The sequence below is a fragment of the Streptomyces sp. NPDC051310 genome (assembly GCF_044455245.1).
GTDB lineage: Bacteria > Actinomycetota > Actinomycetes > Streptomycetales > Streptomycetaceae > Streptomyces.
Genome location: NZ_JBITEO010000016.1, coordinates 50,953 through 75,627 on the forward strand (window position 1 = coordinate 50,953; position 24,675 = coordinate 75,627).

General features: G+C 73.8%; 21 protein-coding genes, 2 pseudogenes and 1 riboswitch. Of the genes and pseudogenes, 9 read left to right on the forward strand and 14 right to left on the reverse strand.

Annotated elements, in window-relative coordinates:
- Positions 1-4: 4 nt before the first annotated feature.
- The gene (locus ACIA79_RS22790; RefSeq protein WP_399430176.1) at positions 5-1,219 is read right to left on the reverse strand and encodes a PucR family transcriptional regulator; all 1,215 of its coding nucleotides are present in this window, start codon (positions 1,217-1,219) and stop codon (positions 5-7) included.
- A 223-nt stretch (positions 1,220-1,442) separates the two neighbouring features.
- Between ACIA79_RS22790 and ACIA79_RS22795 the strand changes: the two genes are divergently transcribed.
- The 4 genes from ACIA79_RS22795 (at position 1,443) to ACIA79_RS22810 (ending at position 6,321) form a co-directional block, all read left to right on the forward strand.
- Entirely contained in the window at positions 1,443-3,050 is a 1,608-nt protein-coding gene (locus ACIA79_RS22795; protein ID WP_399430177.1) for a hypothetical protein, read from the forward strand.
- Between the two features lie 220 nt (positions 3,051-3,270).
- Positions 3,271-3,467, forward strand: a riboswitch (cobalamin riboswitch).
- A 72-nt stretch (positions 3,468-3,539) separates the two neighbouring features.
- On the forward strand, positions 3,540-4,535 hold the full coding sequence (locus ACIA79_RS22800) for an ABC transporter substrate-binding protein (protein ID WP_399430264.1): 996 nt from the start codon (positions 3,540-3,542) through the stop codon (positions 4,533-4,535).
- On the forward strand, positions 4,532-5,545 hold the full coding sequence (locus tag ACIA79_RS22805; RefSeq protein ID WP_399430178.1) for a FecCD family ABC transporter permease: 1,014 nt from the start codon (positions 4,532-4,534) through the stop codon (positions 5,543-5,545). Before ACIA79_RS22800 ends, ACIA79_RS22805 begins: the two co-directional genes overlap by 4 nt.
- The gene (locus ACIA79_RS22810) at positions 5,542-6,321 is read left to right on the forward strand and encodes an ABC transporter ATP-binding protein (protein ID WP_399430179.1); all 780 of its coding nucleotides are present in this window, start codon (positions 5,542-5,544) and stop codon (positions 6,319-6,321) included. The genes ACIA79_RS22805 and ACIA79_RS22810 overlap by 4 nt, the downstream gene beginning before the upstream one ends.
- 58 nt (positions 6,322-6,379) lie before the next feature.
- Here the strand turns inward: ACIA79_RS22810 and ACIA79_RS22815 are convergent, their stop codons facing one another.
- Positions 6,380-6,859, reverse strand: a complete 480-nt coding sequence (locus ACIA79_RS22815) for an AAA family ATPase (protein ID WP_399430180.1) — start codon at positions 6,857-6,859, stop codon at positions 6,380-6,382.
- Positions 6,860-7,137: 278 nt separating this feature from the next.
- Here ACIA79_RS22815 and ACIA79_RS22820 point away from each other — a divergent pair, with 278 nt between their 5' ends.
- On the forward strand, positions 7,138-9,282 hold the full coding sequence (locus ACIA79_RS22820) for a SpoIIE family protein phosphatase (protein WP_399430265.1): 2,145 nt from the start codon (positions 7,138-7,140) through the stop codon (positions 9,280-9,282).
- A 77-nt stretch (positions 9,283-9,359) separates the two neighbouring features.
- Here the strand turns inward: ACIA79_RS22820 and ACIA79_RS22825 are convergent, their stop codons facing one another.
- The 6 genes from ACIA79_RS22825 to ACIA79_RS22850 all read right to left on the reverse strand — a co-directional run bounded on the left by ACIA79_RS22825 (position 9,360) and on the right by ACIA79_RS22850 (position 15,582).
- Positions 9,360-10,988, reverse strand: a complete 1,629-nt coding sequence (locus tag ACIA79_RS22825; RefSeq protein WP_399430181.1) for a cation acetate symporter — start codon at positions 10,986-10,988, stop codon at positions 9,360-9,362.
- A complete protein-coding gene (locus tag ACIA79_RS22830) occupies positions 10,985-11,500 on the reverse strand; it encodes a DUF485 domain-containing protein (protein WP_399430182.1) in 516 nt (171 codons plus the stop codon). Before ACIA79_RS22830 ends, ACIA79_RS22825 begins: the two co-directional genes overlap by 4 nt.
- Positions 11,501-12,100: 600 nt before the next feature.
- Positions 12,101-13,519: a DEAD/DEAH box helicase gene (locus ACIA79_RS22835; RefSeq protein ID WP_399430183.1), complete on the reverse strand. Its 1,419-nt coding sequence runs from the start codon at positions 13,517-13,519 to the stop codon at positions 12,101-12,103.
- A gap of 150 nt (positions 13,520-13,669) precedes the next feature.
- A complete protein-coding gene (locus tag ACIA79_RS22840) occupies positions 13,670-14,785 on the reverse strand; it encodes an AI-2E family transporter (protein WP_399430184.1) in 1,116 nt (371 codons plus the stop codon).
- Positions 14,786-14,833: 48 nt separating this feature from the next.
- Entirely contained in the window at positions 14,834-15,166 is a 333-nt protein-coding gene (locus ACIA79_RS22845; RefSeq protein ID WP_399430185.1) for a winged helix-turn-helix domain-containing protein, read from the reverse strand.
- Positions 15,163-15,582, reverse strand: coding sequence for a hypothetical protein (locus ACIA79_RS22850; protein ID WP_399430186.1), 420 nt, complete (start codon positions 15,580-15,582; stop codon positions 15,163-15,165). Before ACIA79_RS22850 ends, ACIA79_RS22845 begins: the two co-directional genes overlap by 4 nt.
- A 220-nt stretch (positions 15,583-15,802) precedes the next feature.
- Here ACIA79_RS22850 and ACIA79_RS22855 point away from each other — a divergent pair, with 220 nt between their 5' ends.
- Positions 15,803-16,258 carry a VOC family protein gene (locus ACIA79_RS22855; RefSeq protein ID WP_399430187.1) on the forward strand — a complete coding sequence of 152 codons (456 nt, stop codon included), beginning with the start codon at positions 15,803-15,805 and terminating at the stop codon, positions 16,256-16,258.
- Between the two features lie 21 nt (positions 16,259-16,279).
- Here ACIA79_RS22855 and ACIA79_RS22860 read toward each other — a convergent pair whose 3' ends face one another.
- Both ACIA79_RS22860 and ACIA79_RS22865 read right to left on the reverse strand, forming a co-directional pair.
- On the reverse strand, positions 16,280-17,695 hold the full coding sequence (locus ACIA79_RS22860) for an amidase (RefSeq protein WP_399430188.1): 1,416 nt from the start codon (positions 17,693-17,695) through the stop codon (positions 16,280-16,282).
- A gap of 136 nt (positions 17,696-17,831) precedes the next feature.
- Positions 17,832-18,203 (reverse strand): annotated as a pseudogene (locus tag ACIA79_RS22865) (VOC family protein); the annotation flags it as partial.
- Between the two features lie 377 nt (positions 18,204-18,580).
- Here ACIA79_RS22865 and ACIA79_RS22870 point away from each other — a divergent pair.
- Positions 18,581-18,742, forward strand: a pseudogene (locus ACIA79_RS22870) (GTP cyclohydrolase I); the annotation flags it as partial.
- Between the two features lie 105 nt (positions 18,743-18,847).
- Complete coding sequence (locus ACIA79_RS22875) at positions 18,848-19,390, forward strand: DUF488 family protein (protein ID WP_399430189.1); 543 nt, start codon at positions 18,848-18,850, stop codon at positions 19,388-19,390.
- Here the strand turns inward: ACIA79_RS22875 and secD are convergent.
- From secD to ACIA79_RS22895, 4 genes are all read right to left on the reverse strand, one after another.
- Positions 19,363-21,675: a protein translocase subunit SecD gene (gene secD, locus ACIA79_RS22880; RefSeq protein ID WP_399430190.1), complete on the reverse strand. Its 2,313-nt coding sequence runs from the start codon at positions 21,673-21,675 to the stop codon at positions 19,363-19,365. The genes ACIA79_RS22875 and secD overlap by 28 nt on opposite strands.
- A 75-nt stretch (positions 21,676-21,750) precedes the next feature.
- Positions 21,751-22,158 carry a hypothetical protein gene (locus ACIA79_RS22885; RefSeq protein ID WP_399430191.1) on the reverse strand — a complete coding sequence of 136 codons (408 nt, stop codon included), beginning with the start codon at positions 22,156-22,158 and terminating at the stop codon, positions 21,751-21,753.
- A gap of 92 nt (positions 22,159-22,250) precedes the next feature.
- Positions 22,251-22,913 (reverse strand): response regulator, encoded by a 663-nt coding sequence (locus ACIA79_RS22890; RefSeq protein ID WP_399430192.1) that lies wholly within the window; start codon positions 22,911-22,913, stop codon positions 22,251-22,253.
- Positions 22,906-23,871, reverse strand: coding sequence for a HAMP domain-containing sensor histidine kinase (locus ACIA79_RS22895; protein WP_399430194.1), 966 nt, complete (start codon positions 23,869-23,871; stop codon positions 22,906-22,908). The genes ACIA79_RS22890 and ACIA79_RS22895 overlap by 8 nt, the downstream gene beginning before the upstream one ends.
- A 424-nt stretch (positions 23,872-24,295) precedes the next feature.
- On the opposite strand from ACIA79_RS22895, the gene ACIA79_RS22900 reads away from it, so the two are divergent.
- Positions 24,296-24,622: a TraR/DksA family transcriptional regulator gene (locus ACIA79_RS22900; RefSeq protein ID WP_399430195.1), complete on the forward strand. Its 327-nt coding sequence runs from the start codon at positions 24,296-24,298 to the stop codon at positions 24,620-24,622.
- The last annotated feature ends 53 nt before the right edge of the window (positions 24,623-24,675 follow it).

The window sequence follows — 24,675 nt, forward strand, 5'->3', positions numbered from 1 at the left end:
GACGTCAGTGCCCGGCGTCCTGAGCTGACAACGTTGTGCCGGACCGCCCGTGCACCCGCTGGTGGGCCAGCGCCCACCAGACCTCCGCCAGGGCGGCCGGGTCGCGCAGGCTCGTCCCGGACAGTGCCTCGAACCTCCGCAGGCGGTTGCGCAGGGTGTTGGGGTGCACGAACAGGCTTCGCGCCGCGGCCTCCAGCCGGAGGCCGTGGTCGAGGAAGGCCGCCACCGCCTCCTCCAGTTGCGTGCCGTCCTCCCCGTGCTCGCGCAGCGGGGCGAGCCGTTGGAGCGTCAGGCGTTCGCCGATCTCCGGCGTCTGCACCACGGCCGTGCGCAGGCCGAGTTCGTCGGTGGTGTGGACACCGCTCAGGCCGAACGCCGCGGCGACGCGCAGGGCCAGCGACGCCGAGACGAATTCGTCGGCGACGTGGCACGGCCGCACCGCCGCGCCCAGTCCGAGCACGAGATCGCGGAAGAGCCGCGGCGGACGGGCGGCGAGCAGCCCGGCCACGTCACCGTCGACCACGGTCACCATCAGGCCCCCGGCGGGACCCTTCGCGATCCAGGGGCGCAGCTGCTCGATCACGCCCACCGCGTCCGTGGCGCCGCGGGCCGCCCGGGCGCGGAACGGCAGGGCGGGCGTCGCCGATGCGCCGGCCCGGCCCCGTACCGCCGCGGCGTCCACCGGGACGAGCAGCAGCATGCGGACGTACTCCTCCAGCGGCGGCCCGGCGGCCCGGCCGCCGCCCGGTGGACGGGCGCCGTCCCGCACGGCTCTGCGGCGGACGATCCGTACCGTCATGGCGGCTGCCCAGGCCCACACCTGTTCGCCGATGGCCAGCAGTTCCTCGGGGTGCGCACGGCGCTCGGTCATCTCCCGGCTGAAGCGCGACCACACGACGTCGACGCCGATCCGGTGCGCCCGGATGACGTCGTCGACCGGGAGTGCGTCCCCGATGGCGGCGGGGCCGGCCGGCCGCCGTGCGCCGCGCTCCCCGGGCGGGGGATCCACCGGTGCCCGGCCCTGGGGAGCGCAGAGCCGGTGCACGACCGTCAGCCCCCGGTCCACCGCACGCGCGACCCGCAGGTCGAGGAGGTCGGGCGGGACGCGGGCGTAGGAGGGCAGCTCGGCGCGCAGACGGCCCGTCACCTCGTCGACCAGCGCGCCCAGATCGGCCCGCAGGGCGGCCACCGCCGCCGGCACCGTTGTGGAAACCTCCACCACACTCCTCATCGCCCGGTGCCTTCCTCCATGGTGCGCGTCCTTGACGATCGCCATGCTAGGGAGTGTCCGCACAGCAGCGACCTCCGCCCGCCGGGCGGACGGGAGTTCGCGGACACGACCAGGACCCCGCCGCCCGGCTTCCCCGGCTCCACGTGGCGCCGGAGCGGGCGGACCCGGGGCGCCCGAAGAGGCGCCCACCCCCCACTGCACAAGGACTTCCATGGCTGTTTCCTGGAGACGCGCGGCCCTGCCCGCCGCCGTCCTCGGCATACTCGTACCAGCCGGTTTCGGCGCCCAGGCATTGCTCTCCTCGTCCGGTGACGGACCGGCGGAGGGCGCCGCGGCGGCCCGGCCGTCGGGCAGCGCGTCCGCACCGGCCTTCGCCGGGGCGGAGACCGACCGCAGCGACGCGGTGGTGGCGCAGCCGTCGTCCGAACCCGGCCGGCAGGTGCACGCGTCGTCCGTGCGCGTCGCCTCGTACGACCCGCAGATGCATCGCGCCGTGCTGAAGACGTCCGGCGACCGGGCGGTGCGTACGGGCGACGTCGTGGCCGCGGCCCCGAACCGGTCGGCTCCGGCCGGTGCGCTGTTCAAGGTGGCCCGGGTGACCGGCGCCTCCGACGGCGAGGTCACCGTCACCACCGCGCCGGCGACCCTGCCGGAGCTCCTCGGCGACCGGACGGTGAAGCAGCGGGCCGTGGTCTCCCCGGACCGGCTGCGGGTCAAGCCGCTGTCGTCGGGCGTCACCGCGACGACCGGCGGGCCCACCGCGGCCCCGAGCGCGACCGCCGGCGCGACCTCCGGGCCCGCGGACGGCACGCGGCCGTCCCCCGCGGCGCCCGGTGGCACCGCCTCCCCCTCGCCCTCGGGATCCCCGTCCGCGTCCGCACCGGGGACGCCGCACGGCACCGCGACGGAGGCCGCGCCCGCGGGGGCGGGCGACCGGCCACCGGAGGTTTCCGGCGAGCCCGCCGCGCGGGCGGCCACCACGGCGCCGCCCGCGCCGGCGGACGCGTCCTCGCCCGCACCGGCCGGCTCCGGGCTGCCCCGGGAGGCGGCCACGCCGCTGACCACGCTCAAGCTGGCCCTCGACGTCCCGCTGCCGGCCGGCATCGAGGCGACCGACCGCTCACCGGCCCGGCTGGCGGGCGAAGTGCGCTTCACCCCCGAGGTGTTCTTCCAGTACGAGAAGCGCGGCGGACTGTCCGTGCTGCCGGAGCGGGCGGCCGTCGGGCTCGGCGGTTCGTACGGGTACGACTGGCAGGTGCACGGCAAGGTGTCCCGCGCCGTGGACACCGGCGAGGTCACCAAGCCCCTCGCGTCGGTGACGGGTCAGCACACCTTCTGGGTCGGCCCGGTGCCCGTGGTCGTCAACACCGAGGTCGTCTTCGTCTACCGCTTCACCGCGGACGGCCGCATCGTCCTCGACGCCGAACAGCGCACGGCCGGTTCCTTCGACATCGGCGCCCGCTACGACCGTGCGCAGGGCTGGCAGGCGGTCCGTCACGCGCAGCAGCGCACGGAAGGCGACCCGCCGCGGGTGGAGGGAGCGGCCTCCGCGAAGGCCTCCATCGGGGCCCGCGCCACGGTTTCGCTGTACGACGCGGCGGGCGTCGGCGGCGACCTGTCCGTACACCTGCGGGGGCGGGCGGCCGCGGCCACGGACGGTTCGCCCGCCTGGGAGCTGAGCGCCGGTTACGACCTGAAGACCGAGCTGATGCTGCAACTGAAGATCTTCGGCATCCGGATCGTGGACCTGCGCACCACTCCCTGGGCGGTACGCGACGAGCGGCGCCTCTTCGGCGAGGGCACCCTGCCCCCGGTGTGAGTCCGTCGTGCGCCCCCGCGGGCTCCCGGGGACCCGCCGGCGGGCCTGGCCTGCCGGTGCCGCGGGTGCCTGCGGTGCGGCCGGTTCCTCCGGTGCTGCGGCTGCCTCGGTGCTTGCGGTGCAGCACGGCCGGCCCCGCCGGACTTCCCCCGCCGCCCCCGGCGGCGGGGGAAGTCCCCGCTCTCTCAGGTCGGTTGCCCGCCGGGGCGTCCCGCGTGTGTGGTAGCTTGCCGCAGCCAGTCGAACTCCGTACGTGTGTGTACGTGGGTCAGGGAATCCGGTGCGAATCCGGAACTGACGCGCAGCGGTGAGGGCGACGGGCGGGGCACGAAGCCACTGGGCCGACCACCGGTCCGGGAAGGCGCCTCGTCCGGATGACCCCGAGTCCGAAGACCTGCTGGTGTGCACCGTACGGACGGGCTCCGCGCTTGGGCCCTCGACGCTAGGAACAACGCCGTGCCCCTCACGCGCCCGACCGCTGCCTTCGCCATGCTCCTGAGCGGGGCCCTCCTCCTGACCGGCTGCGGCACCTCCCCCCGGCCCGCCTCCGCTCCGCCGGGCGCGGCACGCGTGCTCGACAACTGCGGGAAGAAGGTGGAGATCCGGGGGGACGGACCGCAGCGTGCCGTCTCGCTGAACCAGGGCACCACCGAGATCATGCTGTCGCTGGGCCTCGCCGACCGGATGGCGGGAACCGCCACCTGGACGGACCCCGTCATGAAGGGCTTGGAGAAGGCAGCCGGCGGCGTGGACCGTCTCGCGGAGAACAACCCGTCCTTCGAGAAGGTCCTCGACGCCGAACCCGACTTCGTGGCGGCTTCGTTCGCCTCCACGCTCGGCAAGGGCGGTGTGGCCACGCGCGAGCAGTTCGAGCGGCTCGGCGTACCGACGTACCTGTCCCCGTCCGACTGCCTGGGCAAGGACAACAGCGGCGACGGCGACGGGGTGCGCACCACCCCGCTCACGATGGACACGGTCCACGGCGAGGTACGGGACCTCGCGCGCGTCTTCGGCGTCGAGAAGCGCGGCGAGGAACTGGTCGCGCGGCTCAAGGGCCGTGTCGACCGGGCGACCGCGGGCCTCGACGCCTCGGGCGTCACGTTGCTGTACTGGTTCGCCAACGCCGAGTCCCCGTACATGGCGGGGTGCTGCGGCGCACCCGGTGTCATCACGCGGGAGACCGGGGCGGAGAACGTCTTCGACGACACCACGGAGGAGTGGCCGCAGATCAACTGGGAGACGGTCGCGGACCGCAACCCCGACGTCCTGGTGATCGGTGACCTCACCCGCAAGTCGCAGACGGCGGAGAGCGCCGCCGCGAAGATCCGGTTCCTGGAGACGAACCCGGTGACCCGGAACATGGACGCCGTGCGCCACAAGCGGTACGTCCTGCTCAGCGGTCAGGCCATGAACCCGACGATCCGCACGGTGGAGGGCGTCGAGCAGGTGGCCGCCGCGCTGCGCCGGTTCGGCCTGGCGAAGTGACCGCTTCGCTGCTGCGCGCGGCGGCCGGGCTCGCCGCGCTCGCCGTGTCCACGGCCCTGGCGATCACCATCGGGCCGGCGGACATCGGCGTGGCCGACGTCTGGTCCGTCGTGGCCGCCCACGCCGGCGGCGCCCCCTCCGGGCTCACGCCGATCCGTGACGGCATCGTGTGGGAGCTCCGGCTGCCGCGCACCCTGCTGGCGGCCGTCTGCGGAGCGGGGCTGGCGCTGTGCGGGGCGGTGATGCAGTCGCTGCTGCGCAATCCGCTCGCCGACCCCTTCGTCCTCGGTGTCTCCTCGGGGGCGTCCACCGGTGCCGTCGCCGTGGTCGTCCTCGGCGTCGGCGGCGGGGTGCTGCCGGTCTCGGGCGGCGCGTTCGCGGGCGCTGTGTGTTCGTTCGCCGCGATGCTCCTGCTGAGCCACACCCTGGGCGGTACCACCGACCGTGTCGTGCTCTCCGGTGTCGCCGCGATGCAGCTGTTCTCCGCGCTCACCTCCTTCATCGTGGTCACCTCGGCCGACGCGGAGACGACCCGCGGCGTGCTGTTCTGGCTGCTGGGCTCGCTGAGCGGGGCCGGCTGGACCGATGTGTGGCTGTGCCTGGCCGCGTTGGGGATCGCGCTGGCCGTCTGCCTCGGCCACGCCCGGACGCTGGACGCGTTCGCCTTCGGCCAGGAGGCCGCCGCCACCCTGGGCGTGAACGTCGGTCGCGCGCGGCTGGTCCTGCTGTGCGTCACCGCCCTGCTGACGGCCGCCCTGGTTTGTGCGGCGGGCGCCATCGGCTTCGTCGGTCTGGTGCTTCCCCACGCCGCCCGTGCACTCGTCGGCCCGGGACACAGCCGGCTGCTGCCCGCCGCCGCCCTGGGCGGAGCCGTGTTCCTGCTGTGGATCGACACGCTGGCCCGTACCGTCATCGACCCCCAGGAGGTGCCGGTCGGCGTCATGACGTCGCTGGTCGGCGTGCCCGCCTTCGTGCTCGTCCTCCACCGCACCCGGAGAAGCCCCCGATGACCCTCGGCGCCGACCGCGTCTCCCGCTCCGCCGGCGGGCGCCTGATCCTCGACGGGGTCAGCGTCGCACCGCCCGCCGGCGCCGTCACAGGGCTGCTCGGCCCCAACGGCTCCGGCAAGTCCACGCTTCTGCGCCTCCTCTGCGGCGTGCTGCGGCCCGCCTCGGGAGTGGTGACGCTCGACGGCCGCCCCCTGGAGGGGCAGCGCCGCAGGGACGTCGCACGCCGGGTGGCCGTCGTGGAACAGCAGGCGGACACCCTCGTCGAACTGACCGCCGCCGATGTCGTACGGCTCGGCCGCATCCCCCATCGGCGGGCCTGGGCGCCTCCGTCGCCGGCCGACGAGCGGGCGGTCCGCGACGCCCTGGAGCGCACGGGTCTCGCCGACCGGGCGGACCGCCCGTGGCACACGCTGTCCGGAGGCGAGCGCCAGCGCGTGCAGATCGCGCGGGCCCTCGCGCAGGAACCGCGGGAGCTGCTGCTCGACGAGCCGACGAACCACCTCGACATCCAGCACCAGCACGACCTGCTCCATCTCGTCCGCAGCCTCCCCGTGACCGGCGTCGTCGCCCTGCACGACCTCAACCTGGCCGCGATGTACTGCGACCACGTGGTGGTGCTGCGCCAGGGGCGCGTCGTCGTCGCGGGCACGCCCGAGGAGGTGCTGACCGAGACGCTGATCGCCGACGTCTACGGCGTACGCGCCACGGTGACGGCCTGCGCGCCCGACGGCCGCCCGCACATACGGGTGCTGGGCACCCTGACGCAGGTCCGGTGAACCTTCCCCTGGCCGGGGGCCTTCACCGAGCCGGGGCCTGCCGGAGTCGCCCACGCCGTCAGGGCCGCCGGCGCGGTCGGAGCCGTACGTCGAAGCCGCCGCGTCCGTCGAACCGCACCTCCCGCACGTCGTCGAAGCCGTCCGCCGTCGACGGTCCGCGCAGCCGCTTCAGCGTGGCGAGCACACCGATGTCTGGGACCCGGTCCCGGCCCTCCCGGGCGGCATTGCGCCGCAGGGAGCCGGTGAGGTCCGGCGGGAACCAGTAGGCCGTCACCGTCGCGTCATGGGCGTGGGCCAGGTCCACCAGCGGGCCCCACTCCTCCGGTGAGGGATTGGTGTTGTCCACCGCGACCGGCCGCCCGGACGCCAGCGCCTCCTCGACCAGGCGCATCTGCCGCCGCTGCTTGTTGCGGGCGCCCCGGGGGAACAGGTCCTTGCTCACCAGGTCGTACCGGCCCGCCAGGCACTGCGCGTAGAAAGTGGACTTCCCGGACGCCTGCAGTCCGACGAGGACGGCCATGTCCAACCCTGTCGCCATACCGGCCACGATGCCAGGCCCCGGGCGTGCGGTGGAAGCCGGGGGCGGCGGTGGGACGACCGGCTTCGGGCCAGGTGGGGCTCCTCCTGCCGTCGGTCCCGTGCCGCGACCGCGGCTTGGGCGTATCGTCCCGATATGGGGCTACGCGTGGTGCGCGGTGCACGCCTCGGGTGCGAAGCGTCTCCCGGCAGGTGGGGGCAGGGCGCGCCCGCCGGGGGCCTGTGCGCGCGAGCACAGGGGCTCCCCTGTTCGCGGGGCCGGCTTGCGAGGTGGGACCACTGACCGGAAAGGCTGAACGGCCGCGGGACGCCCCCCACCCGGACGAGGCGCTCGCCGCGGTCGTACGCCGTGCCGGCGCCTCGGCCGGGGGCGTGTACCTGCTGTCCGCTGACGAACCGGTGCTGCACCTGGTGGTGATGTGCGGGGTGTCCGCGCTCGTCGCCGGGCCATGGCGGCGGGTGCCGCTGGCGACCGTCGGCCCGGTCTCCGACGCCGTGCGCGAGGACCGCCTGGTGTGGGTGGGCGGGCAGGACGACATGGCCCGGACCTATCCGCGGACCGCGGCGGCCCTGCCGTACCGCTTCGCGATGGCGGCCGCCCCGCTCGACGGGGCCCGGCAGTGCTGGGGCGCCCTGCTGCTGTTGTGGCCGGCCACCCACCCGCCGGCCCTCACCCGCCGGGAGCGGGGCAACATCACCTCCAGTGCGCGGCGCATCGGCCGCCTGCTGGACGAGGGCGGCCGGCGGCCGGCCATCCCGGAGCAGCCGCGTTTCATCCGCCTGAACCGTACGGGCACCAGCCCGCCGCAGTCTGCGCTCGCCGCCGCGGACCTCATCGAGCGCCTGCCCGTCGGCACCATGGCGCTGGATCTCGAAGGCCGCGTCACGTACCTCAACACGGCCGCCCTCGACCTGCTGGGCCGCAGTACCGGCCAGCTGCTGGGAACCCTGCCGTGGCAGTCGCTCCCCTGGCTGGACAACCCCATCTCCGAGGACCACTACCGCACCGCCGTGCTCAGCCGGGAGCCCGTGGCCTACACGGTGCTGCATCCGCCCGACCGGTGGCTCGACTTCCGGCTCTACCCGGACGACAGCGGCATCAGCGTCCTGATCACCCCGAGCGGCGCGGGCGGGCGTGAGCCCCGGACCGGCGCGGTGACGCCGTCCCCGGGCCCGGCCGGTCCCGGCGCGAAGGACGGTGCCGTCGGGCGCATCCACCAGTTGCTGCACCTGGCCGCGGCCCTGACCGAGACGGTGGGCGTGCAGGACGTCATCGACCTGGTCGCCGACCAGGTCATGCCGGCCTTCGGAGCGCAGGGCATGGTCCTCTCCACGACGGACGCCGGCCGGCTCAGGCTCGCCGGGCACCGGGGCTACCAGCCGGGCACCGTCGAGCGCCTGGACGGACTCTCCCTGGACACCGGCCTCACCCCCGCCGGGCGGGTGCTGCTCACCGGCGCCCCGGAGTTCTTCACGGACCCCACCGAGATGGAGCGGGCCCACCCGCTGGCCCCCGCGCTGAGCGGCAAGGAGGCCTGGGCGTTCCTGCCCCTCGTCACCCGCGGCCGGCCGGTCGGCTGCCTGGTCCTGTCCTACGACAGCCCGCACCCCTTCACCGCGGGGGACCGCGCCGCCTTCACCTCCCTCGCCGGCCTCATCGCCCAGGCCCTGGACCGGGCCCGCCTCTACGACGCCAAGCACGACCTCGCCCACAACCTGCAGCAGGCCCTGCTGCCGCACTCCCTGCCCCACCTCGACGGGCTGGACGTCGCCGCGCGCTACCTGCCCGCGACGCACGGCATGGAGATCGGCGGCGACTTCTACGACCTCATCCGCCTCGGCGAGAGCACCGCTGCCGCCGTCATCGGCGACGTACAGGGCCACAACGCCACCGCCGCCGCCCTGATGGGGCAGGTACGCACCGCCATCCACGCCCATGCCACCGCCGGAGCGAACCCGGCCGAGGTCCTCAGCCGCACCGATCGCGTCCTGGCCGACTTCGACTCCGAGCTCTTCGTCTCCTGCCTCTACGCGCACATCGATCTCGACCGCCGGAGCGTCCAGCTGGCCAGTGCCGGTCACCCACCGGCGATCGTGCACCACCCGCGCCACCACCCCAGCGGCCGTGTCCTCGACGTCGAAACCGGTCCCCTGCTGGGCATCGGCCTCGACGCGCCGTTCCCCATCACCACGCTGCCGCTGCTGCCGGGGACCGCTCTCGCGCTCTACACCGACGGTCTCGTCGAGACTCCCGGCACCGACATGACCCGGGCGATCAGCAGCCTCGCCCGCCACCTCGCGGACGTCCGGGGACAGAGCGTGGAGCACCTCGTCGACAGCCTCATCCGGCGCACCCTGCCCACGGGCCGGCACACCGACGACATCGCCGTACTCCTGCTGCGTGCCCGGGCCCGCTCCGGGTGACCCGGAGCGGAGCCGTGCGGCGCACAGGGCGCCCGGCCTGCGGGCAGGCCGGGCACCCGTTGCCGCCGGGGCGGGGGTCAGGACGTGCCGCTGCCGCTGCCCGCCATCGCCGGTGCCGGCGCACCGGCCAGGATCGTCGGCTCCAGCTCCTCGTAGCGGCGGCGCCGGCCGGCCGCGTCCCGGTCCTGCAGGACCGTGGCGAGCCAGCCGGCCAGGAACCCGAGGGGGATGGAGGCGAGGCCGCTCGTCGTGTACGGGAACCAGTTGAAGTCCTGGTCGGGGAAGACCGACTGCGGTGATCCGGACACCAGGTTGCTGCCCGCCATCAGGACGAGGGTGGCGGCAGTGCCCACGATGAGGGTGGCGAGCAGCCCCGTGCGGGTGTAGCGGCGCCAGAAGAGGCTGTACACGAGTGCGGGGGCGATCGCGGAAGCACCGATGCAGAAGGAGAGGATCAGCAGCGCCTGGAGGTTCAGGTGCCGTACTCCGGCCGCGATCGCGATCGCGACCAGCCCGACGCCGGCCGCAGCGGTCCGGGCGATGGCCATCTCCGTGGAGTTCTTCAGGCCGGCCCTGCGGAACCCGTGCGCGATGAGGTCGTGCGCCAGCGTGTTGGCGCAGGCGAGGGTGATCCCGGCGACCGAGGCCAGCAGCGTCAGGAAGACCGCGGTGGCCACCACCGTGAACAGCAGGGTTTCGATCGCGGTCGGATCGGTGCCCATGACGGCCTGGCTGACCATCAGGAAGGCAGTCTGACCCTGCGGGCCGCCGGCGACGAGGCCCTTGTGCCCGACGATCGCGGACGCGCCGAACCCGATCACCGCGAGCAGCAGGCAGGTGACGACGACGGTCGAAACGGCCCAGGACATCGAGCGCCGCACGGCTCGCGCACTGCGCGAGCTGAAGGTGCGCATCGTGATGTGCGGCAGCACCGCCGCACCCAGCACGACCGTGAGCTGGGTGGCGATCATGTCGACGCCGTCGCCCGCGAACTGCAGCCCGGAGGCGAGGTACGCCTCTCCCGCGCCGCTCCCGTTCGCGGCGGCGTCCAGCAGCAGGGGCAGGCTGAAGTCGAACCGTTCGAGGACGAGCACCGCGATGGCGGTGGCCGCGCCGAGCAGGACGACGGTCTTGACGATCTGGATGAGCGCGGTGCCCTTCATCCCGCCGATGGCCGCGTAGGCGATCATCAGCAGGCCGAGGAACACGATCGCCCCGGTCTTGAAGCCGTCGGTGTGGAAGCCGAGGACGACGGCCAGCAGGTCGCCCGCGCCGGCGAGCTGGAAGATCACCAGCGGCAGCAGCGCGGCGAGGGTGACCACGGCGGTGGTGATCCGCACGATCGGGCCGGGGGCGCGGCGGGCGAGGACGTCGCCCGTGGTGAACCGGCCGGTGTTGCGCAGCGGTTCGGCGAGCAGGAACATCAGCAGGACCAGAGAGAGCACGGTGCTCAGGGTCAGCGTGACTCCGTCGAAGCCGAGGAGCGCGATGATGCCGATGGTGCCGAGCACCGTACCGGCCGAGATGTAGTCGCCGGCGATGGCGAGGCCGCTCTGCACGGGCGACAGCGAGCGGTAGCCGGTGTAGAACTCGCCGAGGTCGCCGTGGTCGGGTCCGGTCATCACGCACACCAGCAGGGTGACCGTGATGACGGCGATGAACGCGACCAGCGACATGGTCTGGGCGTCGGAGCCGAACTCGGTCATGACCGGTCACCCCCCGCGGGCCCGCCGGGCCACTGGAACGGGTCCCGGCCGCCGGGGAACCCGGCGGCGTCCGCCCGCCGGCCGCCGCGCCCTCCGAAGGCGTGGGGCTCCTCCGCCGGCGGCGGCGTGCTCTCGCGGATGGCGACCGCGAGTGGGTCGATCCGGTGGCGCGCGATGCGCTCGTACAGGGCGATCGCCGCGAGCGCCACCGGCAGCTGGCAGAGCCCGAGCAGCAGGCCGGTGGTGAGTCCGCCGGTGACCGTGCTGGTCATCAGACCGGGCGCGAAGGCCGCGAGGAAGAGGAAGAGGACGAAGTACCCCAGCGCGGTGAGCGTCGAGACGCGACGCAGCTTGCGGTAGCCGGACCGGAGGGTGTCGAGGTCGCCATGGGGACGGTGCGGCTCGCGCCGTGCCTGCTGCTGCGGCGGGGTGGGTGAGTCCCAGCGGTACGGGGCGGCGTCATGGGGCGGGTGGGAGGGGGGTGGATCGGGGAAGGTGCGGTGGTACGACATCACGTGCTCCTAGCCGCCGTGGGGGCAGGCGGGCGGGTGGGTGCCGGTTGGTGCGCGCATGTTACTCACCGGTAGAGCAGGGGCGTAAGAGTCGTCCCACCGACTGGACGGACAGTTCCGTGGAGATTCCGGGCAGGCGGGGCTTAGCGAGGGGGCCGCGTGATCGGCGCCGGCGGGCGGGGCGTAACCCTCGGTGGTCGGCACCCCGCGACGCAGGCGGTGCGGGGGTGCCGAGGTTACGGGCGCCGGGCCCCGGGGGTTCCTCCGGCGTGCCGGGCCCGCGGCGGCGGGTCCGCCGTGGGGCGGACGAGCGGCGCGCGGCGGGCGAGCGGCGCGCGGCGGGCGGCGGTGCGCGGAGGTCGGATCCGGTGCAGCGCGGCGGCTTCGTACCAGGGCACGGCAGGCCCGGCGGCGGACGAGCCGCACACCGGAAATACGGCGAGCATCGCCCACCCCGCGCCCCAGCGCCCACGAGATTCGCGGCCCCCGGCCCACGCCAGGGGCCGCAGGGGCGGCAGGCCCGACAGGAGCGGCACAGGCGACAGGGGGGCGGCATCATGCCGCCGCGCCGGATCCCGCGCCGGCAGGTGCGGCCGGGCGTCAGCGGCTCTTGCGCACCCGGGCCGCCGCGCGGGCTTCCGCCGCCTTGCGGGCCTCGGCGGTCTTGCGCGACTCCTTCGCGGGGCGGCCCGGGCGGGTGCCGAGACCGCGGAAGGGTGCGTTGCCGGTGGCCGTCTTCGCCGGTGCGGGCGGCCGCTTCGCCCCGGTGATGGCGGTGAGCTTCTGCTCGCCCGAGCGCACCTGTGTGACGATCGGCCGGATCCCGGCCTCGGACATCAGCCGGTTCACGTCGCGCCGCTGGTCGGGGGTGACGAGGGTGACCACGTTCCCGGACTCCCCGGCGCGGGCCGTCCGCCCGCCCCGGTGCAGGTAGTCCTTGGCGTCGGCCGGCGGGTCGACGTTGACGACGAGGTCGAGCGCGTCGATGTGGATGCCGCGCGCCGCGACGTTGGTCGCCACCAGCACGGTGATCCCGCCGTCCTTGAACCGGGCGAGCGTGTGCGTGCGCTGCGGCTGCGACTTCCCGCTGTGCAGGGCGGCGGCCCGTACGCCGCTGGCCTGGAGGTGCCGGGTGAACCGGTCCACGGCGGCCTTGGTGTCGAGAAACATCAGCACACGGCCGTCCCGCGCGGCGATCTCGGTCGCGGTCGCGTACTTGTCGGCGGGGTGGATGTTCAGTACGTGGTGTTCCATCGTGGTGACCGAGCCCGCCACCTCGTCGACCGAGACGAGCACCGGGTCGTGGAGGTAGCCCTGCACCAGCCGCTCGACGTCGCGGTCGAGCGTGGCCGAGAACAGCAGCCGCTGACCCCCGGGGCGGACCTGGTCCAGGATGTCGGAGACCTGCGGCAGGAACCCCAGGTCGCACATCTGGTCCGCCTCGTCCAGCACCGTGATCCGCACCTCGCCCAGGTGGCAGTCCCGGCGCGACACCAGGTCGGTCAGACGCCCCGGCGTCGCGATGACCACGTCGGCACCGCTCCGCAGCAGGGCGGTCTGCCGGTTGACCGACAGCCCGCCGACCACCGTGGCCAGTCGCACGTTCAGCGCTCGCGCGTACGGCTCCAGCGCGTCGCTCACCTGCTGGGCGAGCTCCCGGGTCGGCACCAGGACCAGCCCGAGCGGCCGCTTCGACTCGGCGCGCCGGCCCGCCGTCCGGACGAGCAGCGCGAGCCCGAAGGCGAGGGTCTTGCCGGAGCCGGTCCGCGCGCGGCCGAGGACGTCACGACCGGCCAGCGCGTCGGGCAGGGTCGCCGCCTGGACGGGGAACGGCTCCTTCACCCCGAGACCGGTCATCGTCGCCACCAGCTCGGGCGGCAGCCCGAGTGCGTCGAAGGACCCGGCCGGCGGCCGGGCCGCGGCGCCCGTCCGCGGCGCCGGGAGGTCGCCCTGCGGTGCTGTCTCCCGCCGGGGCTTGCCGCCACGGGGGTGCTCGGGGTCGTGCGGCTGCGCGTTCATGGGAAACCTTCCTGGGTCCGGCGCCCGGAACGCGCCGGGGCCCGTACCTCTTGGTACGGGCCCCGGCGGTGTCGAAGCGTGCTGCCGATTTTACCAGTGGGCGCCAGGTGCTCCCCCGGGGTTGCGCCGGGGGCCCGGCCGTTCCGGCCCCTAGGCAGGGACCGTCGTACGGGTCTGCGGCTCGTCGGGGTCGGGTTCCTGTGACGGCTCGCTGAGCTGCTCCCGCAGGTAGTTCCAGACCACCGCGATCAGCGCGGCCGCCGGTACGGCGAGCAGGCTGCCCACGATGCCGGCCAGGCTGCCGCCCAGGGTGACCGCGAGGAGGACCACCGCCGCGTGCAGGCCGAGCCCCCGGCTCTGGATCATGGGCTGGAACACATTGCCCTCGAGCTGCTGGACCACGACGATGATCGCCAGCACGATCAGCGCGTCCGCCGGGCCGTTGGAGACCAGGGCGATGAGCACCGCGACCAGCCCGGCGAAGAGGGCACCCACGATCGGCACGAACGCGGACACGAAGGTCAGCACCGCGAGCGGGAGCACCAGCGGAACCTTGAGGATCCACAGACCGATGCCGATGAGGACGGCGTCGAGCAGACCGACGAACGCCTGGGACCGTACGAACGCGCCGAGGGTCTCCCAACCGCGCTCGGCCACGACCGGGATGTCCGTGGCCAGCCGGCCGGGGAGCTGGCGGGCCAGCCAGGGCAGGAACCGCGGGCCGTCCTTGAGGAAGAAGAACATCAGGAACAGCGCCAGGACGGCGGTCACCACACCGTTGACCACGGTGCTCAGCCCGGTGACCACCGCGGTGACCATGCTGCCGATGCTGTCCTGGACGCGGGCGACGGCCGAGTCGAGGGCACCGGTGATCTGGTCGTCCCCGATGTTCAGCGGCGGCCCGGCGGCCCATTCGCGCATCCGCTGGACGCCTGCGGCCACGCCGTCGGCCAGTTCACCGGACTGCGACGCCACCGGGACGGCGATGAGCGCCACGATGCCGGTGACCACGAGCAGGAACAGCACGGTCACCACCGACGCGGCCAGGGCCGGAGGCCACCCGCGCCGCCGCAGGAATCGGGCCAGGGGCCAGGTCAGGGTGGTGAGGAACAAGCCCACGATGAGCGGCCACACGACCGACCACATCCGCCCCAGGAGCCACAGGACTACCGAAGCCGTCACGAGGACGAGCAGCAACTCGACGGAGGCACGCGCCGATGTCCGCAGGGCGGCGGCGGTTTTCACGGGACTCAACGAAGCAGGCATGGAAGCACTTTAGGGGCACTCACCGCGCGTCCTGCGCCCCCGTCGCCCTCAGCTCAGCGGGCCCGCGATCGCCGCGAGCGCGGCGAGGTGACGCCGGTAGGCGGCCAGCCCTTCCCCGGTCAGGCACAACCAGGTTCGCGGCCGACGCCCGACCTGGCCCTTCTCGACCGTGACCCACCCCGCCTCCTCCAGGCGCGAGACCTGCTTCGACAGTGCGGAGTCGGTGAGCTCCACGAGGTCCCGCACATAGGCGAACTCGGCCTTGTCCACGGGGGCGAGGGCCGCGACGATCGACAGGCGTACGGCCGACGTGAGCAGGGGTTCGAGTGCGTGGCGCGGGTGCGGGCCCGGGCCCGGTCCAACCGGCGCTGCGGTCGTCATGCGGTGCGCCGCCCTTCACGCCACGCCGCCGAGGCGGCCGGCAGCGCGCATCCGAGAGCGGCCACGACCGCGAAGACGACGCTGTCCGGGAAAGCGGTCAAGGCGAGGGTGAGGCTGAGCAGATAGGCGACCGTCCAGGCGCCGATCACCTTGAGGTGTCTGCCGCCGTAGCCGCGCGGGACCACGGGCTGCCGGGTCGCGACGAGCGACAGGCCTACGACTACCAGGGCGTTGGCAAGGGTGCTGACGAGCGCTCCCGTCCGCCCGTGCCACAGCACCACCATGGGGACGAGAACGAGCTGCCACCCGGCGAACACCCACAGGTATCCGGCGTACCAGCCGCTACGCCCCCGGGCCGTCGCCTCGATCCGCGCCGTGTCCTTCAGCGATGCCGCCGCATCCGCCCGTGCACTCATCACACGTCCCTCCCGTTGCGCCGGGCATGCTCGTGTCGCCGACCCGGCAAGTACTTTCCACCTTAGCAAGTACTTGCCGATAGGGATACGGTCTGCCGCCCTTCGGAGCATCCCGGGGCCGGGCGCCGCGCGGCGTCGGCGCACCGGCGGGGGGCCCGGGATATCAGTGGTGGGAGGCGGCGATCAGCGGTGATCGCCACTGTCCGGAAGGCGGGAGACCGTGTCCGTCCAGCCCATTCCCGAGGGATACCCGCGCGTCACGCCGTACCTCTGCGTCGATGGAGCCGCGGCCGCCATCGACTTCTACGCGGCCGTGCTCGGCGCGGAGGAGCGGATGCGGATGCCGGCCCCGGACGGGAGGATCGGCCACGCCGAGCTGACGCTGGGCAACTCGGTCATCATGCTCGCGGACGAGTTCCCGGACATGGGGTTCCGTTCCCCCAGGGCGGTCGGGGGCACACCGGTCACCCTGCACGTGTACGTGGCGGACGTCGACGCGGTCTTCGCCCGGGCCCTCGCCCGGGGCGCCCGGGAACTGTCCCCGGTCAGGAACGAGTTCTACGGGGACCGCACGGGCCAGTTCGAGGATCCTTACGGGCACCGCTGGAGCATCGCCTCGCACGTCGAGGACGTCCCTCCGGAGGAGTTGGAGAAGCGGGCCCGGGAGGCCATGTGACCTCCTGGGGCGGAGACGGCGTCACACTTCCTGGATACGCCGGAACGGCCGGTCCGCCTCCAGCTGGAACGCGACCTCCAGCAGCGTCCGTTCGCTCCCCGGGCGGCCGGAGAACATGACGCCGATGGGGAGCCCGTCCTCCGTCGCACGCGCCGCGGGCACCGAGATCGACGGAGTTCCGACCACGTTGTTGATCGGCGTGAAGGCGACGTACGCGATGATGCGCTCGATCAGCGCCGGGTACGGAACGACCGGGCTGAGGTGACCGATCCGCGGCGTGGTGTGGGCCAGCACGGGCGTGAGGACGAGGTCCAGTCCGCGGAACGCCGCCGCGTACGCCGTCTTCGTACGCTTCAGCCTGCGCAGCACACCCGGGGTGCGCTTCCAGTGCTGCAGGTACGCCTCGCGCAGCCCCCGGCTGAGGCCGTCCATGCGGCGCCGGTCGAAATCGGCGCCGAGTGTGCGGCCCGTGACGCCGAGGAGGAACGACAGCATTCCCCAGTAGGTGAGGAAGTCGTCGGTGAAGCGGGGGTCGAGGCGCAACTCCACCGGCTCCACGGAGTGGCCGAGCCGTTCGAGCGTCGCCACGGTCTCCGTGACGGCCGCCCGGGTGGCGGTGTCGGTTTGGACACCGTTCGGCGAGTCGATCAGGAACCCGATGCGCAGCCGCCGTCCCGAGGGGCCCTCGACCAGGCCGAGGGGCGGCAGCTGCGGGCTGGGCCGGTACGTCTCGGCGGCGGCGAGGAACGCGGCCGTGTCCCGCACGGAACGGCTCACGATGCCGTCGGAGATGATGTCGATCGGCAGTTGACGGCTCTGGGCGTTCGCCACGACCCGGCCCCGGGTCGGCTTGAGGCCGACGAGTCCGCAGCAGGCGGCCGGGATCCTGATGGAGCCTCCGCCGTCGTTGGCATGCGCGATCGGCACGGCCCCGGCGGCGACGAGCGCCGCGCTGCCGCCCGACGAACCGCCTGCCGAGCAACGTGTGTTCCACGGGTTGCGCACGGGCTCGGCGCCCTCGTACTCCGTTGTCGGGCTGAACCCGAACTCGGGCAGCCGGGTCTTGCCCAGCACCGTGACGCCGCTGCTCAGGAACTGCCGGGCGAAGGGGGCATGCCGCCGGACGGCTTTCGGGGTGAAGGCCGCGCTGCCGTGACCGGTGGGCAGTCCGAGGTAGTCGGTGTTGTCCTTGACGAAGGTGGGCACTCCCGCGAAGGCACCGTCCGCGCCGGCCGCGTGCGCCGGAGCATCGATGTGCACCTGGACCGCGTTGAGCCGCGCCTCGACCGCCCGGACCCGCTCCCGCGCGTCCCGGGCCACCTCGGCGGCGCCGACCTCACCTCGCCGGAGCGCCTCGGCGAGCCCGACGGCGTCGTGCTCGCCCAGGGCGTCGTCGCGGAAGGCGTGCACCGTGGTCCGTTCCTCGAAAGTCGTCACCGCTGCCTCAGCCTTCGCCGTGTGCCGTCGTTGCCCGCCATCATTCCTTACCGGCAAGTAACACGCGAGGGGTCGGAGGCCGCCCGACACCACGAGTTGTCCCGCCCCGGTGCACATTCCGTCGTCCGACGACCCGCTATCGCGGGGTCAACAGACAGAACTCATTGCCGTCGGGGCCGGTCATGGCCACCCGGTCGCTCCCGTCCCGGCCGGTGCCGACGCGCGCCGCGCCGAGGGAGACGAGCCGGTCGACCTCTGCCTGCTGGTCCCCGTGGAGGGGCGGAGCGAGGTCGAAGTGCAACCGGTTCTTCCCGGTCTTCGGCATCAGGGGCGGACCGCCCCAGGTGATCTTCGGGCCGCCGAGCGGCGAGCGGATCGCCGTCTCCTGGTCCTGGTCCCAGACCAGCGGCCACCCCAGCGCCTCGCTCCAGAAGTACCCGACCTCCTGCGAACCGTCACACGCGAGCGCTCCGACGAACCCGCAGTCGGCGAGGAACTGGTTGTCCGGTACCTCCGGTCCGCCGGCTCACCGCCGCGAGCAGGGCGCGCCCTGCCGCGCCCATGGGGAGAGCGGCGCTAGGCCCTGTCGTCACATTCCCGTCGTCGCCCGAAGGGCGGCCCTGCGGCGTCAGGTGCGTGCTCTCGGTGTGCCGGGCCCTGACCCTCGTACTGGATGCATGGCGTCGCGGGGCAGACGGGAATGTGACGACAGGGCCTAGGCGCGCCCGGGGCCCGCCCGCAACGCGTTATGCAGGTGCGCGGAGCTGCCGTCTACCGCGCGCCGTCCTGGTCGTCCGGCGCGGGGGCGCACGTATCCCTGGCGCAGGCGCCAGAAGGGAGCCGGGCGCATCGGCGTCGTCGGAGGCGGCGCGCAGCTCCACATCCAAAGGCGTCGGCGTCGTCATCGAAGCCGGGCACACCTGCATGACCCTGCGCGGTGTGCAGGCCACCGGGACCACCACCATGACGTCGACGCTCCTCGGCCTGCTGCGCTCCGACGCCCGGTCGCGCGGCGAGTTCCTCGCCCTGACCGGTCTGCCCCGCTAGCCCGCACCGATCGGGGAAGACGGTCCGGGAGAGAGTCCCGTCGGGGCGGTGACGAACCCGGCGGCGACCCGTCCGTCCGCAGGTACGGCGTCCTGGAAGGTGCTGATGCCCCCACCCCGGCTGTTCACCTTCGGTCACAGCACTGCCGGCCCGGCGGCGCTGACCGAACTGCTGCGCGGGGCCGGCATCGCCGCCGTGGTGGACGTGAGGACTGCGCCCGGCAGCCGCCGCGACCCGGACCTGGCGCGGCAGCGGCTGGCCGAGTGGATGCCCGCGGCGGGCATCGCCTACCGGTGGGAGCGGCAGCTGGGCGGGTTCCGCACGGCGCCACCGGACTCCCCCGACACGGTCTGGCGTCACCCCTCCTTCCGCGGCTACGCCGCTCACACCCGGACCCCGGAGTTCGTCACCGCCATGGACGAGCTTCTGCGGCAGGCGGCACAGGAGCCCACGGCGGTGATGTGCAGCGAAGCGGTGTGGTGGCGATGCCACCGCCGCCTCATCGCCGACTTCGCCGTGGTCGCCCGCGGCGTGCCCGTCGGCCACCTCATGCACGACGGCCGGCTGACGGCCCACTCCCCCACACCGGGAGTACGGCTCCGGGCCGACGGCCTCCTCGTCTACGACGAGGAGCCGGCACGGTCCTGACGGGCGCGTGGACCGACGCCCCGGCCCCGTTCGCCGGCAGGGGCGCCGGCCAGGGGGGCGGTCGCCCGGTGCCCGCGCGCGTGGAGTTCGACCGCGAGGGGCGCCGCGGTGAACATCGAGGAGTACGTGCCGACGACGATGCCGATGAGAAGCGCCAGGGCGAAGTCGGTCAGGGAGTCACCGCCCAGCAGGGCGAGGGCGGACAGGATGAACACCGCGCCCATGCCGGTGTTGAGGGTGCGCGGAACCGTCTGGAGGATCGCGGTGTTCGTGACCTCGGCGAAGGGGGTGCTGCGGTCGCGGTTCCACCGCTCCCGGATGCGGTCGAAGACGACGACGGAGTCGTTGACGGAGTAGCCGATGACGGTGAGCAGGGCGGCCAGGAACACTCCGTCGACGGGCTTGCCGAGCCAGGCGAAGACACCGATGAGGATGAGCGTGTCGTGCGCCATGGCGGCGACCGCCGCTGTGCCGGACGTCCAGCGGAAACGGACGGCGAGGTAGAGCAGCTGGGTGGCCAGGGCCACGCCGAGGGCGATGACGGCACCGCGGCGCAGCTCGTCGCCGAGGCTGGGGCCGATCAGTTCGTCCCGGACCTTCTCCGCCCTGCCGGCGAGGCCGCTGATCGTGGCGCTGACCTTCGCTTCCCCGGCGTTCGTCAGCCGGTCGGTGCGGACGGTGAGCGCGTTGTCGCCGGAGGTCTGGACGACGGCGCGGGGGAAGCCGGCGTCGGCCAGGGCGTCACGGGCACGGTCGGCCGGCACGGGCGCGGCGGTGGAGTACTCGATGAGCCGGCCGCCGGTGAACTCCACTCCGAAGTCGAGCCCCCGCACGGCGATGCCCGAGGCGGCGAGGACGAGGGCTCCGGCCGAGAACGCGAGCCAGCGGCGCCGGTGGCGCATCAGGTCCGGGCCGCGGCGGCTGAGCCGGTCGCGCACGCGGCCGGTGCCGGCGATGCCGGCGAGGCGGGGCCGCCGGCGTACGGCGCGGCGGGCCACGGCGGCTTCGGCGAGCACACGCGTGATCACCAGGGCGCTGATCATGGAGGCGAGCACCCCGATGCCGAGGGTGACGCCGAAACCGCGCACCGGCCCGGAGGCGAGGAGGAACAGCAGGCCGGCGGCGATGAGCGTGGTGATGTTGGAATCGGCGATGGCGCTGAAGGCGTTGCGGAACCCGGCCGTCAGGGCGGAGCGCAGACTCTTGTGACGGCGGCCGGTGTACTCCTCACGGGCCCGTTCGAAGACGAGCACGTTGGCGTCGACCGCCATGCCGATGGCCAGGACGAACCCGGCGAGCCCGGGCAGGGTCAGGGTGGCGCCCAGGGCGGCGAGCGCGGCGTAGGAGATCAGCCCGTAACATCCCAGGGCCAGCACGGCCAGTGCGCCCATGAGCCGGTAGACGGCGATGAGGAACAGCGAGGTCAGCGCGGTGCCGATGGCGGCGGCCCAGGCGCTGGCCCGGATGGCCTCGGCCCCCAGGGTGGGTCCCACGGTGCGCTGCTCGGCGGTCTCGACCGGTACCGGCAGGGCGCCGCCGTTGATGAGCAGGGCCAGTTCCCTGGCCTCTTCCGTGCTGAAGGAGCCGGTGATCCGGGTGGATCCGCCGGTGATGCCGCTACGGCAGCGTACGGAGGGATCGACCTGCGGCGATGAGATGATCTTGTCGTCCAGGACGATGGCGACGCGGCGCGCGGGGTCGCCCGCGGGCGCGCAGGCCGCCGCGCCGGTCAGCTCGGCCCAGCGGTCGGCGCCGGCGTCCTTGAAGTCGACGCCGACGAACCAGCCGGCGAGCCCCTGCTGATCGATCCCGGCCTCGGCGCCGTCGACGTCCGCCCCCGTGAGTCCGGACGGGCCGAGGCGCAGGGGGCGTCCCTCTTCGTCGGGCAGGGTCCGTTCCCCGGGGCGCTCGGGCAGCTGCCCGGGCGTCTGTGCGGTGGACCCGGCCGGGCCGAGCACGGGGTGGAAGGTGAGCTGGGCGGTACGGCCGAGGACGTCGGCGGCTTGCTCCGGATCCTGGACACCGGGCAGTTCGACGATGATCCGGTTGTCGCCGGAGCGGGCGATGGTGGGCTCCGTGACGCCGAGCGCGTCGACGCGGCGGCGCAGTACCTCCAGGGTGCGGTCGGTGGCGGCCGAGTCGGCCTCGGCGGTCGGCGAGTCTTTCGTTTCCAGCACGATCTGGGTGCCGCCGCGCAGATCGAGTCCGAGGCGGACGGGGACGGCCGCGGCGATGTAGAGCGACAGGGCGACAACAGCGAGGGCAAGGAATGCCCGTACACGCATGGCGCGCGTCAAGAGTGCCTCCAGCAGGCATACCGCGGCCGCCCCGGGCGGCGCGGGAGAGGACAGGGGGGATCGTCAGGTGCCTGCGGGAGTTGGTGGTGCCCGCCCCGTGGGGCGGGAGGTGTGCTGGGGGGACGCGGCCGCCCGCCGCTCGGGCTGCGGCAGGGCGACGGGCCGGGGCAGCAGCAGGGCGGGGGACCGCGGGAGGAACGCGCCGCCGGGCGGCGGAGCCTGCCGCTCGACCGGGGCGTCCCGGCACAGTCGTACAGGCGTGCCGCAGAGGGCGGCGGCACACGTGTCGTCGGCGTGCGCGGCGCCGCCCGCGGCCACCGGCGCACTGGGGGCCGGTGGACTCTGCGCGGGTGGCGCGAAGGCGGCGAGAAGGGTGAGGAGCCCGGCGAGGGCGATCAGCGCGGTCAGCAGTCCGCGCGCGGATGCCCGGCGTGAACCGCCGCTGGGGGCGGCGCTGCGGGGCCGGGCCATGCGCGCCTCCTCCTCGGCGGCTCGGGGCGCTCGCGGCCCGGCGCGGGCGGCGAGCGGCATCTGGTGCGGCAGGTGCGGCAGGTGCGGCAGGGTCAGGGTTCGATCAGACCGGCCCGGATGGCGTAACGGGTCAGCTCCAGGCGGTCCCGCAGACCGAGCTTGTGCAGCAGGTTCGCCCGATGGCGCTGGACGGTCTTGACACTGATGACCAGTGTTTCGGCGATCTCCTTGGAGGAGTGGCCCTCGGCGACGAGCTTGAGGATCTCCTCCTCGCGCGCGGTGAGGATCCGGTCCGAGACCTCGTCGCCGTTGCGCGCACGGTCCAGGTAGTTGCGGATGAGGGCGGTGACCGCGCCCGGGTAGAGGAAGGACTCGCCGCGCATCGCCGCCCGGCACGCGTCGACCAGATCGCGGTCGGCGACGGACTTCAGGACGTATCCGCAGGCCCCGGCCTTGAGCGCCTCGAAGAAGTACTGCTCGTTGTCGTACATCGTCAGCATCAGGATGCGCAGGTCGGGCCGGAGGGCGGACAGTTCGCGTGCCGCCTGCAGTCCCGTCATACGCGGCATGGCGACGTCCAGCACGGCCAGGTCGACGGTGTGGGTGCGGACCATCGCGATGGCCTCCGCGCCGTCGCCCGCCTCGGCGACCACCTCCAGGTCGGGTTCGCCGTCGAGGATGAGCCGGACGCCGCGGCGGACCAGGGCGTGGTCATCGGCGAGCAGGATCCGGATCGGGGCTTTCCCGTCAGGCATGGTCCGCGTCCTTCGCTGCGGCGGCGGGTACGGACAGGGACACGCGCGTGCCCTGCCCGGCGCCCGGGACGATGTCGAGTGAGCCGCCGACGAGCAGGGCGCGCTCGCGCATCCCGCGGATCCCGGCGCCTTCGCGGACGATGCCGCTTCCATGGCCGTCGTCGCTGACGCACAGCACCAGCCGGTCGGCGCTTCGCCGCAGACTCAGCTCGGCGTGCTCGGCCTCGGCGTGACGGGCGACGTTCGTCAGCCCCTCCTGCGCGACCCGGTAGAGCACCAGCTCGGCCTGCGGCTCCAGCGGGGGCAGGTCCGTGTCGAAGTGACGCGCGACCTTCAGCCCGGTGTGGGTCGTGAACTCGTTGGTCAGCGCCGTCAGCGCACTGATCAGACCGAGGTCCTCCAGGACGCCGGGACGGAGCCTGCGGGCGAGCCTGCGGACCTCGTCGAGGCTCTCCCGCGTGATCTCCTGCGCCTGCTGCAGCTCGGGGCGCAACGACTCGGGGGCCCGGTCCGCCGCTCGCTTCAGACCGAGCAGGACGGCGGTCATGCTCTGCCCGACCTCGTCGTGCAGTTCCTGGGCGATGCGCCGGCGCTCGGCCTCCTGGGCGGACAGGGCGCGGGCACTGCTGGTGGCGCGTTCGGTCTCCAGCCGGTCCAGCATGGAGTTGAACGTGCGGATCAGCTCGGCCACCCCGCCGTGCCCGGCCACCGGCAACCGCTGCCCAGGGCGCAGCAGATCGACGCTGGTCATCAGCCGGGTGAGCCGGTCCAGCGGGGCCAGCCCGATGCGCAGCAGTGCGGCGTTGGCGACCAGCATGACGGCCAGGCCGAGGACCAGGATCACGGCCTCGGTGAGCAGCACCGGCACCGAGACGGTCACCGGCGCCCACAGCAGCAGCGCGGTGGCCGCCCCCAGGACCAGGGCATTGAGTCCGAAAATCCGCCAGAACAGGGACACAGCGGGTAGAGCCTCCTCGATTCGCACAGTCCCCACCACTATCGGCTACGACCGGACACGGCCCCACGCCAGGCGGCCGATCCCGGCAGGCTGCGCAGGTCGTGTCCGCCACGACAGCCTGCCCGCACCACGGCAGTGGGGTCGAGGGGGTGGCCCAGCCATTTCAGTCCCCGAACGGGCACACCACCTCCGGCCGCATACATCCTCGAACCCCCCGTACATGGGTACCGCGGCCGATGGCCCCCGGCGGGCGGGAGGACCAGGGTGGGGCCATGAACCCCGCAACCGACCCGGCGCGACGGCCGCGCGCCGCCGTGGCACGCGCACCGCCGGCCCGGCCGCGCCCTGCCCCCGTCGTCCCGCCACTGTCGTCCCGTCACCGCGCCCCGCCGACTCCCACACCCTCGACAACGACTGGATCGCCATGCCCCTCGATACCGCCCGCCCCGGATCCCGCCCCGAACGTCTCACCGCCCAGGAGGCCCGCCGGCGACTGGAGCACGAGCGCGCCTCGCGGCTGGTGCAGCTCAAGGCGATCGAGGAGGCCGGAGGGGAGGAGGGCGACCACCTCATGGCCGCGCAGAAGGACTCCGCGCAGCGCGTCCTGAAGGACATCGACGCCGCCTTCGACCGCATCGAGGCCGGCACCTACGGAACGTGCCAGGAGTGCGGCCAGCCCGTTCCGGTGGAGCGGCTGGAGATCCTGCCGTACGCACGCTGCTGCGTCGGCTGTCAGCGCCGCACCGCCTGACGAAGACGGTCGGCGGCACGTGGACCGCTCTCGTGTTCCGCTCCCCGGGAGGC

Excerpts from the sequence above, each read along its gene's own strand:
- ACIA79_RS22795 (WP_399430177.1), top strand. The coding sequence starts at position 1,443 with ATGGCTGTTTCCTGGAGACGCGCGGCCCTGCCCGCCGCCGTCCTCGGC.
- ACIA79_RS22800 (WP_399430264.1), top strand. The coding sequence starts at position 3,540 with ATGCTCCTGAGCGGGGCCCTCCTCCTGACCGGCTGCGGCACCTCCCCC.
- ACIA79_RS22810 (WP_399430179.1), top strand. The coding sequence starts at position 5,542 with ATGACCCTCGGCGCCGACCGCGTCTCCCGCTCCGCCGGCGGGCGCCTG.
- ACIA79_RS22815 (WP_399430180.1), bottom strand. The coding sequence starts at position 6,859 with ATGGCGACAGGGTTGGACATGGCCGTCCTCGTCGGACTGCAGGCGTCC.
- ACIA79_RS22825 (WP_399430181.1), bottom strand. The coding sequence starts at position 10,988 with ATGACCGAGTTCGGCTCCGACGCCCAGACCATGTCGCTGGTCGCGTTC.
- ACIA79_RS22830 (WP_399430182.1), bottom strand. The coding sequence starts at position 11,500 with ATGTCGTACCACCGCACCTTCCCCGATCCACCCCCCTCCCACCCGCCC.
- ACIA79_RS22835 (WP_399430183.1), bottom strand. The coding sequence starts at position 13,519 with ATGAACGCGCAGCCGCACGACCCCGAGCACCCCCGTGGCGGCAAGCCC.
- ACIA79_RS22840 (WP_399430184.1), bottom strand. The coding sequence starts at position 14,785 with ATGCCTGCTTCGTTGAGTCCCGTGAAAACCGCCGCCGCCCTGCGGACA.
- ACIA79_RS22845 (WP_399430185.1), bottom strand. The coding sequence starts at position 15,166 with ATGACGACCGCAGCGCCGGTTGGACCGGGCCCGGGCCCGCACCCGCGC.
- ACIA79_RS22850 (WP_399430186.1), bottom strand. The coding sequence starts at position 15,582 with ATGAGTGCACGGGCGGATGCGGCGGCATCGCTGAAGGACACGGCGCGG.
- ACIA79_RS22875 (WP_399430189.1), top strand. The coding sequence starts at position 18,848 with ATGCCCCCACCCCGGCTGTTCACCTTCGGTCACAGCACTGCCGGCCCG.
- secD (WP_399430190.1), bottom strand. The coding sequence starts at position 21,675 with ATGCGTGTACGGGCATTCCTTGCCCTCGCTGTTGTCGCCCTGTCGCTC.
- ACIA79_RS22885 (WP_399430191.1), bottom strand. The coding sequence starts at position 22,158 with ATGGCCCGGCCCCGCAGCGCCGCCCCCAGCGGCGGTTCACGCCGGGCA.
- ACIA79_RS22890 (WP_399430192.1), bottom strand. The coding sequence starts at position 22,913 with ATGCCTGACGGGAAAGCCCCGATCCGGATCCTGCTCGCCGATGACCAC.
- ACIA79_RS22900 (WP_399430195.1), top strand. The coding sequence starts at position 24,296 with ATGCCCCTCGATACCGCCCGCCCCGGATCCCGCCCCGAACGTCTCACC.